General features: G+C 35.7%; 15 protein-coding genes. 6 read left to right on the forward strand and 9 right to left on the reverse strand.

Going from position 1 to position 15,211, the window contains the following annotated elements; genetic code table 11:
* Window positions 1-32 precede the first annotated feature (32 nt).
* The gene (locus tag C8N37_RS03450) at window positions 33-884 is read left to right on the forward strand and encodes a mechanosensitive ion channel family protein (protein ID WP_108157558.1); all 852 of its coding nucleotides are present in this window, start codon (window positions 33-35) and stop codon (window positions 882-884) included.
* On the opposite strand, the gene coaA is transcribed toward C8N37_RS03450, so the two are convergent.
* From coaA to lysS, 6 genes are all read right to left on the reverse strand, one after another.
* The gene (gene coaA, locus C8N37_RS03455; protein ID WP_108157559.1) at window positions 881-1,840 is read right to left on the reverse strand and encodes a type I pantothenate kinase; all 960 of its coding nucleotides are present in this window, start codon (window positions 1,838-1,840) and stop codon (window positions 881-883) included. The genes C8N37_RS03450 and coaA overlap by 4 nt on opposite strands.
* Before the next feature lie 69 nt (window positions 1,841-1,909).
* Window positions 1,910-2,314 carry an OsmC family protein gene (locus C8N37_RS03460; protein ID WP_045754486.1) on the reverse strand — a complete coding sequence of 135 codons (405 nt, stop codon included), beginning with the start codon at window positions 2,312-2,314 and terminating at the stop codon, window positions 1,910-1,912.
* Between the two features lie 55 nt (window positions 2,315-2,369).
* Window positions 2,370-2,744: a methylglyoxal synthase gene (locus C8N37_RS03465; protein WP_045754487.1), complete on the reverse strand. Its 375-nt coding sequence runs from the start codon at window positions 2,742-2,744 to the stop codon at window positions 2,370-2,372.
* A gap of 20 nt (window positions 2,745-2,764) precedes the next feature.
* The gene (locus tag C8N37_RS03470; protein WP_108157560.1) at window positions 2,765-3,997 is read right to left on the reverse strand and encodes a nucleoside recognition domain-containing protein; all 1,233 of its coding nucleotides are present in this window, start codon (window positions 3,995-3,997) and stop codon (window positions 2,765-2,767) included.
* Window positions 3,998-4,028: 31 nt separating this feature from the next.
* Complete coding sequence (locus tag C8N37_RS03475; protein ID WP_108157561.1) at window positions 4,029-5,084, reverse strand: patatin-like phospholipase family protein; 1,056 nt, start codon at window positions 5,082-5,084, stop codon at window positions 4,029-4,031.
* A 194-nt stretch (window positions 5,085-5,278) separates the two neighbouring features.
* Entirely contained in the window at window positions 5,279-6,997 is a 1,719-nt protein-coding gene (gene lysS, locus C8N37_RS03480; protein WP_108157562.1) for a lysine--tRNA ligase, read from the reverse strand.
* A 237-nt stretch (window positions 6,998-7,234) separates the two neighbouring features.
* Here lysS and C8N37_RS03485 point away from each other — a divergent pair, with 237 nt between their 5' ends.
* Entirely contained in the window at window positions 7,235-7,840 is a 606-nt protein-coding gene (locus C8N37_RS03485) for an RNA polymerase sigma factor (protein WP_108157563.1), read from the forward strand.
* 18 nt (window positions 7,841-7,858) lie between these two features.
* Window positions 7,859-9,199: a hypothetical protein gene (locus tag C8N37_RS03490; protein WP_108157564.1), complete on the forward strand. Its 1,341-nt coding sequence runs from the start codon at window positions 7,859-7,861 to the stop codon at window positions 9,197-9,199.
* Here the strand turns inward: C8N37_RS03490 and C8N37_RS03495 are convergent.
* Entirely contained in the window at window positions 9,196-9,807 is a 612-nt protein-coding gene (locus C8N37_RS03495) for an HAD family hydrolase (protein WP_108157565.1), read from the reverse strand. The two genes, C8N37_RS03490 and C8N37_RS03495, sit on opposite strands and share 4 nt — an antisense overlap.
* 40 nt (window positions 9,808-9,847) lie before the next feature.
* Window positions 9,848-11,041, reverse strand: coding sequence for a proline dehydrogenase family protein (locus tag C8N37_RS03500; protein WP_373866216.1), 1,194 nt, complete (start codon window positions 11,039-11,041; stop codon window positions 9,848-9,850).
* Between the two features lie 93 nt (window positions 11,042-11,134).
* On the opposite strand from C8N37_RS03500, the gene C8N37_RS03505 reads away from it, so the two are divergent.
* The 3 genes from C8N37_RS03505 to C8N37_RS03515 are packed head-to-tail and all read left to right on the forward strand — an operon-like array spanning window position 11,135 to window position 13,188.
* Window positions 11,135-11,341: an RNA-binding S4 domain-containing protein gene (locus tag C8N37_RS03505; protein ID WP_108157567.1), complete on the forward strand. Its 207-nt coding sequence runs from the start codon at window positions 11,135-11,137 to the stop codon at window positions 11,339-11,341.
* 48 nt (window positions 11,342-11,389) lie between these two features.
* The gene (gene aroB / locus C8N37_RS03510) at window positions 11,390-12,454 is read left to right on the forward strand and encodes a 3-dehydroquinate synthase (RefSeq protein WP_108157568.1); all 1,065 of its coding nucleotides are present in this window, start codon (window positions 11,390-11,392) and stop codon (window positions 12,452-12,454) included.
* A gap of 14 nt (window positions 12,455-12,468) precedes the next feature.
* Window positions 12,469-13,188: a ThuA domain-containing protein gene (locus tag C8N37_RS03515; protein WP_108157569.1), complete on the forward strand. Its 720-nt coding sequence runs from the start codon at window positions 12,469-12,471 to the stop codon at window positions 13,186-13,188.
* A gap of 80 nt (window positions 13,189-13,268) precedes the next feature.
* Here C8N37_RS03515 and C8N37_RS03520 read toward each other — a convergent pair whose 3' ends face one another.
* Window positions 13,269-15,158: a TonB-dependent receptor plug domain-containing protein gene (locus C8N37_RS03520; protein WP_108157570.1), complete on the reverse strand. Its 1,890-nt coding sequence runs from the start codon at window positions 15,156-15,158 to the stop codon at window positions 13,269-13,271.
* Window positions 15,159-15,211 lie beyond the last annotated feature (53 nt).

A 15,211-nucleotide genomic window follows, 5' to 3' on the forward strand; every position in this document is an offset into this window, starting at 1 on the left:
TTAGTTTAGTTCCTTAAGAAAATCAGATTTAAATGGTTAAAAATAAATTGTCCCTATCATTCGTCATTCGTTGTATTCTTTGGTTAGCCTTAAGCTACTCATTTGTTGGTTTAGCCTCATTTTACGAGCAAAATCGTATTATACTACATTTTGCTTATGCTTTAAACACATTTTTGACAGCCAATCTTCTCATTTCAATTGGACGATTTTTAATTGTTTCGCTGTATAATCGTAAACATGCAAATCACGATGTCAGGGGTAATTTTGTTTTAGGTATCTCACGCGTTGCGCGTGTGCTAAATGCTGTTATGATTGTGGTTACTGTGATGATTGCATTGGGTATTGATCCGAAGGAATTTATAACCAGTATGACCATTGTCGCGATGGCGATAGCCGTTATCTTTAGGGAATACATAACCAATATGATTAGTGGATTATTGGTCATGTTCTCTGACCAATTTTCTATTGGAGATCATATTAAAATCAGCAATTATCAAGGTAAGATCGTTGATATTACCCTAGCCAATATTGTTGTTAGGGATGAAGATGATGATGTGGTGTTAATTCCTAATAATCTGATATTTACTTCCACTATGGTGAATAAGTCATCTCAAAAGTCCAATAAGCTCATTGTCAAGTTTGAACTTCCTTTAGAAAAACCTCTTGAGATTACTTCTTTTGAAAACCATTTAAAGCCGTTGCTTAAAGTAAATAGCAACATTATTTGGAATGATTTATTTAAAATAAAAGTCGCTGAAGTGGGCAAGGATTTTGTTAAATATAAAATTGAACTGACGACCATATCCAGTAGCAATAAGTTACATCATCAGATTCAAAATGAAATCTTAAATGAAATGTTATTATTTCGATCTAGAGAAGACTAGATTTTGCGAACTTTTACATTTTTAACGAAATGATGACTACCTTTTTCTAAGATCAGATCTGCTCGATATCGAGTCGGCAATATATTGTGTATTAGATTTGGTTTGTTGATCTCATTCCAGATTTGATGCGCCATCTGAATACTCTCTTCTGCATTCATATCGGCATAGCGATGAAAAAAAGATGCTGGATTTTGGAAAGCTGTACGTCGTAAAGACTCAAATCTATTGGTATACCACTCTAATAGATTTTTTTCACTGGCATGAACATAAATGGAATAATCAAAGAAATCAGAAACGAAAACACTGTGTCCTTTTCTTGGTCTTTGTGAATTGACTTGCAATACATTGATCCCTTCAACAATAAGGATATCCGGGTGATCTATCAATTGTTGTTGATCATCTGGTAGGACATCATATTCAAGATGACTATATAAGGGGACCGAAAGTGATCCCATACCGGATTTTATCGCCGATAAAAATTGTATTAATTTTTTAGCATCGTAACTTTCAGGGAAGCCCTTTCTATTCATGATATCTCGCTCATTTAAGATATGATTAGGATACAAGAAGCCATCCGTCGTTACTAAATCTACTTTTGGCTTATTAGGAAGGAGACTCAAAACCCGTTGTAATACACGCGCAGTCGTACTTTTTCCAACAGCAACGGAACCTGCAATACCTATAATAAATGGAAGCGTACTTTCATTTTTTTCAAAAAAAAGATTTGTACTTTTATGTAAGTCCTGAAAACGTTCAATATGAATACCCAAAAGATGACTTAGCGGAAAATATACATCTTCAATTTCTTCAGCGTTCAAAGGTTCATTGAGTGCATGCAATTGATCCAAATCGTGTTGCGAAAATGTGTGCTTCAAGTGACCATTCAGTTTTTTCCAATTTTCTCTTTTTATTGAAGTAAAAGGAGAGTCAATTGGAGTGTGCTGTTCATTTTGCATGTTCATAGATTCTTTGTGGCGACAAATATAGCATCTGATGGATGTAATCAAAAATTCTAATCGATTTTTTTAGATCAAATTAGAAGAAATGATAATTGGATTAGACAGAATTTTGTGAATAGGACATTTTTCTGCAATCTGTAGCAGACGATCTTTTTGCTCCTGGTCCAATTCTCCTTTAAAAGAGAGGTGACATTTTATATAGGTTGTTTGCTGTAATTCACTTTTTAAAGTTTCATAGGAAAGTTTAATATTGACCTCTTCCAATTTCCATTTTTTACGATCAGCATACATTTTTACTGTCATTGCCTTACATGAGCCTATTGCTGATAGTAATAGGGCAGGAGGATTAACCCCTTTATCTTGTCCACCTAATTCTTGTGGTTCATCAGCAATCAAGGTATTTTTTCCATGTGTAATGGTTGTTGTATAAGGAATGTCGCCAATCGTTACCAAGATTTCGTTATCGTTCATATTTCTAAATATAAATAATAATTAGGATAGTATGTATTTAAAGTTTTTTAAATCCTTATTCATCTTCCAATAGCCCTTCAATGATCAGGCTTCCTGTCGCGGGATTGGTTGCCAATGGAACATTGTATAAATCACAGACACGCATTAACATTTGTATATCTGGTTCATGAGCATGTTTACCAAGTGGATCTCTAAAAAAAATGATGCCATCGACCTTTCCTTCCGCTGCAAGAGCTGCAATTTGTGCATCACCCCCCATAGGACCGCTTAACTTTAGCTCCACTTCAAGCCCTGTTTGTTTCACATAAGAACCAGTTGTACCTGTCGCGACCAAATGTGCCTTTCTTAAAAACTCGATATGATCTTTTACAAAAGCAACCATTTCTGGTTTCTTACCATCGTGTGCGATTAAAGCAATTGTTTTTATCATCTAAAAAAATATTGAAAAATTTAACCAAAAAAGATATAGGCTAAAATAATAGCCGCAATTAAGCCCACTAAATCAGCTATCAGGCCACATATAAGAGCATGTCTGGTATTTTTAATACCGACAGAACCAAAATAAACGGCCAGAACATAAAAAGTTGTTTCCGACGATCCCTGAATCACACTTGCAAGTCTGCCTTGAAAGGAATCCGCTCCATAGGCTTGCATCACATCAACCATAAGACCTCGTGCACCTCCACCGCTCAGCGTTTTCATCAATCCAACCGGAAGCGCTGGCACAAAACGGGTGTCTAAACCAAAATAAGCAAAGCATGAACCGATTGCATTCACGATATAATCCATACATCCGGTAGTTCTAAAAGCAGAAATAGCAACCAAAATAGCGATTAAAAAAGGAATGATCATAATGGACGTTTTAAATCCATCTTTAGCCCCATCAATAAAAGCATCATATACATTTAGTTTTTTAAATGCACCATAAACGATAAATAGGATGATAATTGAAAAGATTAAAACGCCACCAATTAATCCAGTTACAATTTCAATTTTTTCAGGAGGTAAGCCATTTAAACCAAAATATAGTGCAGCCATTAAAACAACAAAGCTGCCCAAAAAAATGAGTATAGGTAGTTTAAATAGGTTTATTTTCTGAAAAAAAGCAACAGCTACCATACCAGATATAAAGGAAATAAATGTTCCAATTAAAGCTGGAATAAAAATATCAGCAGGATTTGCGGCACCATTAGCCATCCGTAATGCAATGACTGATGTAGGAATTAGTGCGATACCAGCTGTGTTTAAGACCAAAAACATGATTTGCGCATTTGTCGCTGTTTCTTTTTCAGGATTGAGTTCCTGTAGTTCTTGCATTGCCTTAAGTCCAACAGGCGTGGCGGCATTATCCAAGCCAAGCATATTTGCAGAAAAATTCATGATAATAGAACCATTTGCAGGGTGATTTTTTGGAATCCCAGGAAATAGCTTACTAAAAAAAGGATTAACCGCTTTAGCAAACAATGTAATCATACCCGCTTTCTCACCAACTTTCATGATTCCTAACCAGAAAGTCATCATACCAACTAACCCTAACGAAATTTCAGCCCCATTTTTAGCACTGTCAAACATGCCATTGATTATTTTCATGAAAATCTCGGTATCACCAAAAAAAATGAGCTTGATCAAAGCAACAATGAATGCAATAACAAAAAAGGAGATCCAAACGATATTTAGTGCCATATTGATTTAAAATATGCGTAAATGTAAACTTTTACAACCTATCCATCAACTTAGACCAAGGATTTTTCTTGTTTTTAGCATTATTTTCTTTGATCAAATGATCTACGATCTGATTCAATTGATATTCATTATCACTCATAAGTCTATCTGCCAGAGAGATGAGCTTTTGGATGTTGTTTTGTGAAGCTGCATCCATGGAAGATTCAACACTTGACATATTTGTTGGCTCCAAACGAATATAATTTTTAGATTTTCGATTGAACTTAAATAATTGCTCAATAAAAAACTCTGTGCTTTCAGAAGACGCGCTTGTCATGATATCGACTAATGCGGGCCCAATCTGAATAGCTAATTTTTTCTTAAAATGTTCATAATTATAAGCGGTCTTTGCTATACCCGTGCCTAAAGAAACCATAAATAGATCGTTTATTTCCGTGTCTTCAAAGGCCTTCATCACTTCCAATAAAGCACAAATGGATGGATTTTGAGCCACCATTCCACCATCAACCAATGGAAATCTTGTTCCAGCTATGGAGTAGATTTCAGCAACAGAGAAATAGGTGGGGGCTGCTGAGGTCGCCCGGCAAACGTCTTTTAAATAGAAGTCGCGAGCTGTACCATGCGTGATGGCCTTTTGCTGTCTGAAAAAATGATTCTTTCGGAGTTCGATGTTATAAGCGGTGATGATACATGGCTTGATGAGCTGACTTAACTTCGTTTCTCCAAAATACTCTGCCAATACACTCTCTAATGCATTAGCGGAATATAATTCGCTTACCAGGCCAAATTCACTTAAAAATTTTCTCCATTTTGTAGTTTTAAAAATGTCACTACCATGAGATACATAGAGATTTAGCGCTTCTTTAGCAGAATATTTAGGTTTTAAAGGGTTTTCATCACTCGGGTACAATAGAATACAGGCCAGAATACCTCCCGTACTTGTGCCTGCTATGAAATCAAAATATTCAGCAATTCGAGCATCAGGGTCATTGCATTTTTTTTGAAGAATTTCTTCTAATACCACTAATACCATTGCTGGTATTACACCTCTAATCCCACCTCCATCTATGGAAAGTATATTTTTCATTTTTAATGTTTATCCTTATAAAAATAGGATTAAATAATGAAATAGGTAAATGCTTTTTCTCTTTTATTTATTGGATATGGCTTTGTTTGTAAAACAATTACTGTCGAGTGACATGAATCTATCAAATTAGAGTTCAATTAAAAAGGGTGCGATTATTAAACAAATAATCGCACCCTTTTTGGTCAAATAGTGACTTAAGAAAACCAAGCCAAGACTTCGTCTTTTGTTGGCATTGTGATTTCTAATTTCATTTTTTTACGCATTCCACCTAAGTCGTTAAACACTTTATTAGGATTAGCCTCTTTCAATTCAGGTATAGTATTAAAACCCATTTTTTGTAATACAGGTACCCATTCCGCAGGAATTCCTAATGCTATATAATCCTCAGTTGAAGCAACTGTTGCAATCTTTTCTGGACGCATTTGAGGAAAGAATAATACTTCTTGAATAGAAGCATTATTGGTTAGGAACATAATTAAACGATCCATACCAATACCTAAACCAGAGGTTGGAGGCATACCATACTCCAATGCACGTAGAAAGTCTTGATCGATAAACATGGCTTCATCATCTCCACGAGCGGATAATGCCATTTGTGCTTCAAAACGTTCGCGCTGATCAATAGGGTCATTCAACTCTGAATAAGCATTTGCGATTTCTTTACCACAGACCATTAATTCAAAGCGTTCAGTAATCTCTGGATTATCGCGGTGCTTTTTAGTCAATGGAGACATTTCTTTTGGATAATCTGTGATAAACGTCGGTTGAATATATTTGCCTTCACATTTTTCGCCAAAAATCTCATCAATTAATTTTCCTTTACCCATGGTGTTGTTCACCGCAATTCCCATTTCCTTAGCAGCTTCGAAAATTTCTTGTTCAGATTTCCCTGTGATATCAAAGCCTGTAAATTCCTTAATTGAATCCGCCATGGTAATCCTTTTGTACGGAGCACGGAAATCGATTTCATGTTCACCGAATGTCGTTTTCGTTGTTCCATTTACAGCAATTGCACAGTGCTCTAACAATTGTTCTGTAAATTTCATCATCCAGTTGTAGTCTTTATAAGCTACATAAATTTCCATTGCTGTAAATTCTGGATTGTGTGTGCGATCCATACCTTCATTTCTGAAGTTTTTTGAAAATTCGTAAACACCATCAAAACCGCCCACGATCAAGCGTTTCAGATACAATTCATTTGCGATACGCAAATATAGAGGCATATCTAAAGCATTGTGATGCGTTATAAATGGACGAGCTGCCGCACCCCCAGGGATAGACTGTAGAACTGGAGTTTCCACTTCCATGTAACCTGCGTCATTAAAGAAGTTACGCATAGCGCTAAACAACTTCGTTCTTTTGACGAAGATCTCTTTATTTTGCGGATTAACAACAAGATCAACGTAACGCATTCTATAGCGTAATTCGGGATCTGTAAAAGCATCGTATGTTTTTCCTTCTGCAGTTTTTACAATTGGAAGAGGGCGTAATGACTTCGATAATACTGTTAATTTTTCAACGTGAACACAGATTGCTTCCGTTTGAGTTGTAAAAACATAGCCTTTGATTCCAACGATGTCACCAATATCTAATAATTTTTTAAACACGATATTGTACATCGTTTTATCCTCATCAGGACAGATGTCATCACGTTTTATATAAGCCTGAATACGGCCTGAACTATCTTGAATTTCAAAGAATGAGGCATTTCCCATGACACGACGGCTCATGATACGTCCCGCAATGCTTATATTCTTATAGTTAAGCTTATCTCTATCGTAATTTTTTAATATATCAGCAGCATTTGCACTGATCTCAAACTCTTCAGCCGGATAGGGGTCGATACCCAAATCCACAAGAGATTGCAATGCCTGTCTTCTTAATTGTTCCTGTTCGGATAATACAGTACTCATTGGTAAGGATTAAATAATATAAAAATCAGACAAAAATAGCTTTTTTTTTGCATTTATAGGAGCTCAAACTATTTTATATTTTATAATAATAATCCTGTAGCATAATGTTACTGGAGATCGTTATTAAACTGTACTTAATAAATAGCATGACAAAAATTGAAATAAAGACTTTTAGAATCTTAATTTAGAAAGTATTATTTTAGATAAAGATTAGGAAATTAATATAGTCTTATTTGAGTGAGCATTATACAATCATACTTTAAAAAGGAAAAGCAAGAAACGCTGAAAGGTGCACTGGAAGAGTGTTTGCGTGATCGTGAGCAAGGGAAGGCTTTTGTCTATAAAAAGTACTATGGCTACTTAATGGCTATCATTATTCGCTATGTTAAATCCGATGTAGATGCAGAAGAGTTAACGAATGAATCATTTATACGAATTTTCAGACGTTTGGATTCTTTTAATCATTTAGTTGAAGAAGAGGTGTTAGAAAAATCATTTCGATCATGGATCGGTAGAATTGCAGCTAATATTTCGATTGATTTCCTGCGTTCAAAAAAGCAGATGACTTCATTGGAAGATGTGGCAGAAAATAGTATACATGTTCCGATGGTCTATAATTCAAGTAATTTAGAGGTTAGCGATATCATGAAGTTATTGGATTCATTACCTGAATTGCAGCGTATCATATTCAATTTATATGAGATTGAAGGTTTTTCACATGATGAAATTGCAAAACAGCTATTAATTCCCGATAGCACCTCCCGCACTTATCTTACTCGAGCAAAGCAAAAACTAAGAATGCTTTATTTGGAACAGAATAAGATAGGACAGGAATTTAAATAATAAGAAGTAGTTACTAAGATGACAAAAGAAAAAGATAAGGAATTGATAGACGACATCGTCGATAAAATGAAAGCTCATGAGCTTCCTTATTTGGAAGGGGCTTGGGAAAAATTTGCGTCAAATCATACTACTCTTGTTTCAAAAAAACAAGTTAATTGGAAGTATTGGAGTGCAGCCGCAGCAGTATTATGTATTGCCGGTGCTTCATTCTTATATCTAAGACACTTACCTCAAGAGGATTTACCTGCTGTCGCCCACATAAAATTAGTAGAAAAACTGGTTGAACAAAAGGATGATTTAGATACAACAATCGATTCTCCGACATGGTCATTCAGTGATCCTAAGACAAATCGTGCTGAAGCCAATTCCAATTCTAGTGATCAAAGTCCTGTTCGTGCCATAGGTCATGATGAGCATAACAGGCTTGCTGCTGGGCATGACTTCAGCTTTTCAACCCCAACTTTCAATGATCATGATCAAAAAAATGATTTTATAGATCCTCAACCTTCAACGATTAAAGATATTGTAGAAACAAAAAGAGAGGGGGTAAAGGATCATAATTTAGTAACCAATAGTAGTGTCAATAAGAATAAAGAGACTACGCGTTCCATTGCAGAAAAACTGGAAAGCCTCGGATCTTTATATCCTGGAAATTCAGAAAAGCATGATTTTGCTTCAGCTATTAAAAAGTGGGAAATAGGAGCCTTTGTATCCCCATCTTCAACTGTTGATAAGATGAGCTTAGGTGGAGGTTTAAGTTTAGCTTACCAAGTCACGGATAAAATCAGTATTCGATCGGGAGTTTCTATGCAACAATATGGTGCAGGGGCAAATCGACAAAATAATTTAAGCGCTGTGCAATCAGCTAGTATGTCCTATAATGCAGCGGTATCCAATAATCCAGTCATCAAAAATGATGAATCATTGCTATTGGCTAAACAGCAAGCTCCAGATAAAGAATTAAGTGCTGTCAATAATAAACTTTTGACCATTGATATACCCGTTGATGTACGTTATCATGTAACGAAGAGTTTCTACACTTCAGTGGGCGTATCTTATGTAGGTGTATTAGATCAAACGCAAGAAAATTATTTTGTAAATGGAATCAATGAGCATACTGCTGCAGATAATGGCAATGCAGTTTACGCTCCAGAAAACATGAAACAATCCTTTAAAGGTAATGCCGTTAATACAAATGAGTTTAACGGGTTTGTCAATTTTTCTGTTGGAAAAAAGATGCAAGTAGGAAAGAAATTGTCTGTCGCAGTCGAACCCTTTGTAAAGCTTCCTATTGGCGGGCTTAAATCCACCGATTTGAACTATACCAATGGAGGTTTAAAAGTGGTGACCAGCTTTTAAATTTGGTCAATACGTACAGCTCCCATTCCAGCAGCTAAAGCTCCCTGTACTCCAGGTACTCCATCTTCATATACTAAACATTTTGATGGGTCTATCTGCAATCTCTCTGCGGCCAAGAGAAATGGTTCCGGAGAAGGTTTGCCATGAGCAGTATCACCAGCACATACCAAAGTTTCCAATTTATCCAAGACATCAAGAACCGTGAGTGTAATATTTAAGGTTGATCTTGATCCTCCTGATACTGCTGCAATACGTTTCTTACCAATTTGAAATTTTAAATGCTCGACGACATAATCTATAGGTTGTGTTTCTTGAATAAATCGTTCTATAAAAATGGCTGATTTACGAGTTGAAAATTCCTGAACATCAAAAGTTTTATGATATCGGACACCTATTTCTTTGGCTACAGCAACAGTAGGCCAGCCAGCAGTTTCATCGATGAGGCTATCATCTAATGAAACATCATATTCTGCAGCAGCAGCCACATATGCTGCTTTGTGTGCACTTATATTATCAGCTAATGTTCCATCCACATCAAATAATAAGGCTTCGTATGATTCGGCTATTTCATTAAGTTTATTGAATTTCGCTATTGATTCAGGTGACATATGTTAATTTTATTGTGCAAACTTACAAAAAAAGCTAGTCTTAACGACTAGCTTTTCTTCTTTGTTTTTCTTTCATGATTAAACCCAGCTCGCGACCTGTTTGGCCTGCAACTGATGTATTTTCCTGTGCTCTACGGAATAAATAGGGCATCACAGCCTTAATCGGTCCATAAGGCATATATTTTGCTACATTATAGTTTGATTCGGATAGGTTGAATGTCAAATTATCGGACATTCCCAACAATTGTGCAAAATAGATGCGGTCACTTCTATGGTCAATACCACGTCTGTCTAGTTCATTTGCTAACAAAAGACTGCTTTCCTCATTATGAGTACCTGCCATCATACCAAAGCGATCGATATGATCTAATATGAAATGGATAGCCGCATCATAATCTTTATCAGTTGCTGCTTTTGTTGGTTGGATAGGATCTGGGTAACCTTTTTCTGCAGCTCTTTGTCTCTCAATCTCCATATATGCACCACGTACAATTTTAGCACCGATGAAGAAATTTTGTGTGTTAGCATAATCAAAATCAGCTTTTAATGATGCTAATTTATCGTGACGGTATAATTGATAGGTGTTATATACAATAGGTTGTTCTTTATTGTATTTTTCCATCATATCACGTGCGATATCATCAATAGCATCTTGGATCCAAGAGTGTTCGGCATCGATTAATACCTTCACATTTGCCTCATAACAAGCCTTGCAAATTTGATCACAACGATCATACATTCTGTCGTATTCCGCTTGTTCTGCTTCCGTTAATGTTTTGTTTGCATTTACTTTTTCAAATAAATCAAAACGGCCTAATCCAGTAGGTTTAAATACAGAAAAAGGAATGTATTTGTTTGTTTGAGCTGCAACTACTGTACGTAAAGTCTCTTTAAAAGTAGCATCAAATGCCGCTTCTGTATCTTCACCTTCTACCGAATAGTCTAAAATTGTACCGACGTTGTTTTCGCCCAAATGGTTAATTGCTGCTGTACAGCCTTCAATTGTTTCACCTCCGCAAAATTGCTTGAAGATTGTAGATTTTATGATTCCTTGGATAGGCAATCCAATATGAAGTGCAAAATTAGTGATTGGAGGACCCACTTTTACTAAAAAGTTGCTAGCTATTACTTTGTAAAGTAAATAAGCACGATCTAAATCTTTGTCGGTTTTACTTTTGAATGCAATTTCTGTATTATCAAAAGATAGTTTTCTGGTTTCAGCAATCTGTGTCATCATTTTAATCTAATCCACACAAATGTAGTAAATTCAAAAATATTACCACTTATTGATTAGGAGATTCCTGAAATATTAACTTATTTTTGCTGTATGCAAACATTCAAAATCGAAGGAGAATATATTCCATTAATTCAGTTACTAAAAGCTTTAAACTGGGTGGAGCATGGTGCTATGGCTCAGTTAGTTGTAACTGAGGGCATGGTGACTGTTAATGGTGAGGTAGATTACCGGAAAAGACTGAAAGTTAGACCTCATGATATCGTGGAATTTGAAGGTCAACAAGTAAAATTGGTATAATATTTAACAAAATTTGTTTATAAAAAACATTAACTGAACGCAATAGAAATGCAATTTATAGAAAGTTTAGGCTATCAAGTAGTCTTTGATGACTCCTTACAGTCTCTAAAAACCTTTATACAAGAAAGAAATTACTCCAAGATTTTGGTCTTAGTTGATCGAAACACCAGTGATCATTGTTTACCTATTTTACAACCTATTTTGGCTGATCTCGGAAATTTTGATGTGATTGAAGTCGATCCTGGAGAAGAAAATAAGAACATTGATTTTTGTATCGGTGTATGGAATACCATGCTTGATTTTGGCGCTGATAGACATAGCTTATTAATTAATTTAGGTGGTGGTGTTGTTACCGATATGGGCGGTTTCGCTGCCTCCACATTCAAAAGAGGAATTGATTTTATTCAAGTTCCTACGACATTATTGTCTCAAGTAGATGCATCTGTTGGAGGTAAAACGGGAATAGATTTAGATAATTATAAAAATATCATCGGGACATTTACTCAGCCCCAAGCCGTATTTATATCAAGTGTATTTTTGAAAACTTTGGAAAGAAGACAGTTGATCTCGGGTTTTGCAGAAGTGATCAAACATGGATTGATTTTCGATGGTTCCTATTATAACAAGATTAAAAACCTTGATGTAAATGCCATTACTTCAGAATATGTCAGACATTCGGTAGGTATTAAAAACACGGTGATCACACAAGATCCAAAGGAAAAAGGACTTCGTAAAATATTAAATTTTGGACATACGATTGGTCATGCAATCGAAGGTTATTCATTAGTTCATGATGAGCAATCCCTACTTCACGGTGAGGCTATTGCAGTTGGTATGATCTGTGAAGGTTATTTGTCACACAAATTGAATGGTCTTCCGTTGGAAGATCTACATGATTTAATTGCCACATTTAGAAAAAACTTCAACGACTATCAATTTGATGATTCCATTGATCATGAGCTACTCGGTTTGATGAATAACGATAAGAAAAATCATTCCAATCAGATCGGGTTTGCCTTGTTGAGTAAAATTGGATCATGTGACTATGATATTTTTGTTACGGAAGATTTAATTATGGAAAGTTTAGATTTTTATCGTAATTTAATTGCATAAACCTCATTATAACTATGTCTAATCTTTTCAGAAAAGTAGTATTCTTCTTTACAACATTTTGTGCGACTCAGGTGAGTGCCCAAGAACGAATTTTGATTTTTTCCAAGACAACGGGATTTAGACATGAAAGTATCGAACATGGTGCTGCGGTATTAAAGCAATTAGCATTGAGCAATAATATGCAGGCCGATCATTCTGAAGACAGTCGCTTATTTACAGACTCTACGCTAGCAAAATACGATGCTTTAGTTTTTTTGAGCACAACTGGAGATATTTTTAATGAAAGTGAAAAAGCGGCATTTGTTCGTTTTATACAATCTGGTAAAGGATTTGTAGGCATACATGCTGCAAGCGATACGGAATATAATTGGCCTTGGTATGGACAACTTGTTGGCGGATATTTTGCTTCGCATCCGGCCGTTCAGAAAGCTAATATTAACATCATCGATCACCATCACGAAGCAACGAAGCATCTACCTAAAATTTGGTTTCATCGCGACGAGTGGTATGATTTTAAATCAATGAAAAAGGGACTTCATGTATTAATGGAGTTGGATGAGACCAGCTACAAAGGAGGGAAGATGGGAAAATTTCATCCCATTGCTTGGTATCAAGAGTTTGATGGCGGCCGATCATTCTATACGGGGCTTGGCCATACTTTAGATGCTTTTGACACTGAAAAATTTCAACAGCATATTATTGGTGGAATCCAATATGTTATGAAGAAGAAATAACAAAAAGATCATTCTATGAGTGGCCCCAAATAGTAAACAACTATTTGGGGCCATTTTATTTTGCCTCACCTTTTATCAGTTTAGTAGCTAATCGTGTATTTTGCACCCAGTGTATACCAAGTACCTGGCATGGGTACTGCACCAGCTTCAATGTATTTCACATTAAATAGATTCTGTGCATCTGCATAGAGGTTTAATTTGTTGATTTGATTGGAAACACGAACATCCGAAATATAATACGATTTATAAGAAAGTCGTTCATTGAAGCGATTGGCAGTTGTTAAACTCCAACTTTTATGACTCACTGTTAAGTTTAAGTTGACTTGGTTTCTCAAACTTTCAATCGTATATTTTGAAGCATTCGGAAGTTCATCCTCTAATTTTGGATGCAAATAACTGTAACCAATAGTGGCGTAATATTTTGTTTGAGATTCTGGAGAATTTAGGTCTACGCGCAGATTGGCATGGAAACCATGTACTTTATTGTTATCGATGTTTTGTGGTTGCCAAGGCTCTGTATTTACGGAACGAGTCCAGTCTATAAAATCACTAATCGTTCTGTAGAAATATCCTGCTTGTGCAATGATATGCGCACTCGTATATTTCACAGCCCCTTCGATTTGTTTGGCTCGTTCAGCTTGCAATTGAGGGTTTCCAATGTTAGCAGGTCTTTGATTTAAATACAGATCTGTAAACGAAGGTATCCGTTGACTCGATCCCGCATTGAAAATCAATTTCCAATTGGTATGCAGATCATATCCCAAATCTATACCTGGGAATACTTGCCAACTGTAGTCACTATTATAATTTACATAAGTACCTAAGTTGATATATAGATTTTTGATCATTTCAGTCTTGAATTCGATGTATCCACCATAATTTTCACGACTGTGCTTGCCTATATTGGAACTGGTTATATTTTCAAAACGACTTTCAACCCCTAATCCAAAAGAACCGTAATTTTGATCGTAACTAGCATTTAATTCGGCCATAAAGGCGTTATTGTAATGTTGACTTCTTGCCTTACTTAAGTCATGTCTAAAATAGCGGTAATCGTCTTCGTTGTAACGATTAGAAATCCGTGGAGATAGGGTTAATGCTTCGCTGAGTTTATGCTTCGACTGTATGGTTGCAAATGCTGTTTTAACCAATTCGTAGGATTCTTTATCTCCAGGAGAAGCATAATAACCATTTGCTCCAAACTGATTATCGATATAGCCAATAGATGTAGCAATATTATTTAGACTATCGGGAGTATAAGTTCCTTGATAATAAATTTTATTGTTTTTTGAAGCGGTGTTATAGCGCTGTCCATTTGAATCTTCATGTCCTAAATAGAGCTGATGGTCAAACTTGGATGTCTTATTCATGATGCCCAACTGAAATCCTTTACCATAGTATTTTCCAGTTTTTGTATCCTCACTGTTTTGAAAAGAACTTCCCGTGTATACTTGAGCACTGATGAGGTTGCTTGTTGCTGATTTTGTGACAATATTAATTGCACCAGTTAAACTATTGATGCCATAAATTCGAGATGCAGGACCTTTAATAATTTCAATGCGTTCGATAGCTTCTGTTGGAATGGGCAGGTTAAGAGAATGATGAGCCGTTTGTGGGTCTGATATTTTAGCTCCGTTTAATAATATAAGTGTTTGTTCAAAAGAACCTCCATCAATGTTGACGTCAGCCTGTGAGCCGAATGGTCCTCTTTGACGGATATCGACACCATTTATGTATGCTAATAGTTCATTGACAGATCGTGCGGGCAACCGTTTGATATCTTCCTGCGTTATAATTTGAATATTTCTTGTTTGTTTTGTAAAAGGAATTTGCAGCCGATTTTGATTAATGATCACCTCACTTAAGTTTGTTGTATCTTTTAATCTCTCGACTTGATCACTATTTACTTGACTAAAGGCATAAGTAGATGCTACTAAAGCAAGTGCTAGTAGGGTAATTTTTTTACTCATTTGGCATGTCTTAAAATTTATGTGACAAAAGTAATTTCATCATGATTTATTTT

Source organism: Sphingobacterium faecium (assembly GCF_003054045.1).
GTDB lineage: Bacteria > Bacteroidota > Bacteroidia > Sphingobacteriales > Sphingobacteriaceae > Sphingobacterium > Sphingobacterium faecium.

Coding starts and splice junctions, on each gene's coding strand:
- C8N37_RS03450 (WP_108157558.1), top strand. CDS start 33: ATGGTTAAAAATAAATTGTCCCTATCATTCGTCATTCGTTGTATTCTT.
- coaA (WP_108157559.1), bottom strand. CDS start 1,840: ATGCAAAATGAACAGCACACTCCAATTGACTCTCCTTTTACTTCAATA.
- C8N37_RS03460 (WP_045754486.1), bottom strand. CDS start 2,314: ATGAACGATAACGAAATCTTGGTAACGATTGGCGACATTCCTTATACA.
- C8N37_RS03465 (WP_045754487.1), bottom strand. CDS start 2,744: ATGATAAAAACAATTGCTTTAATCGCACACGATGGTAAGAAACCAGAA.
- C8N37_RS03470 (WP_108157560.1), bottom strand. CDS start 3,997: ATGGCACTAAATATCGTTTGGATCTCCTTTTTTGTTATTGCATTCATT.
- C8N37_RS03475 (WP_108157561.1), bottom strand. CDS start 5,084: ATGAAAAATATACTTTCCATAGATGGAGGTGGGATTAGAGGTGTAATA.
- lysS (WP_108157562.1), bottom strand. CDS start 6,997: ATGAGTACTGTATTATCCGAACAGGAACAATTAAGAAGACAGGCATTG.
- C8N37_RS03490 (WP_108157564.1), top strand. CDS start 7,859: ATGACAAAAGAAAAAGATAAGGAATTGATAGACGACATCGTCGATAAA.
- C8N37_RS03495 (WP_108157565.1), bottom strand. CDS start 9,807: ATGTCACCTGAATCAATAGCGAAATTCAATAAACTTAATGAAATAGCC.
- C8N37_RS03500 (WP_373866216.1), bottom strand. CDS start 11,041: ATGACACAGATTGCTGAAACCAGAAAACTATCTTTTGATAATACAGAA.
- C8N37_RS03505 (WP_108157567.1), top strand. CDS start 11,135: ATGCAAACATTCAAAATCGAAGGAGAATATATTCCATTAATTCAGTTA.
- aroB (WP_108157568.1), top strand. CDS start 11,390: ATGCAATTTATAGAAAGTTTAGGCTATCAAGTAGTCTTTGATGACTCC.
- C8N37_RS03515 (WP_108157569.1), top strand. CDS start 12,469: ATGTCTAATCTTTTCAGAAAAGTAGTATTCTTCTTTACAACATTTTGT.
- C8N37_RS03520 (WP_108157570.1), bottom strand. CDS start 15,158: ATGAGTAAAAAAATTACCCTACTAGCACTTGCTTTAGTAGCATCTACT.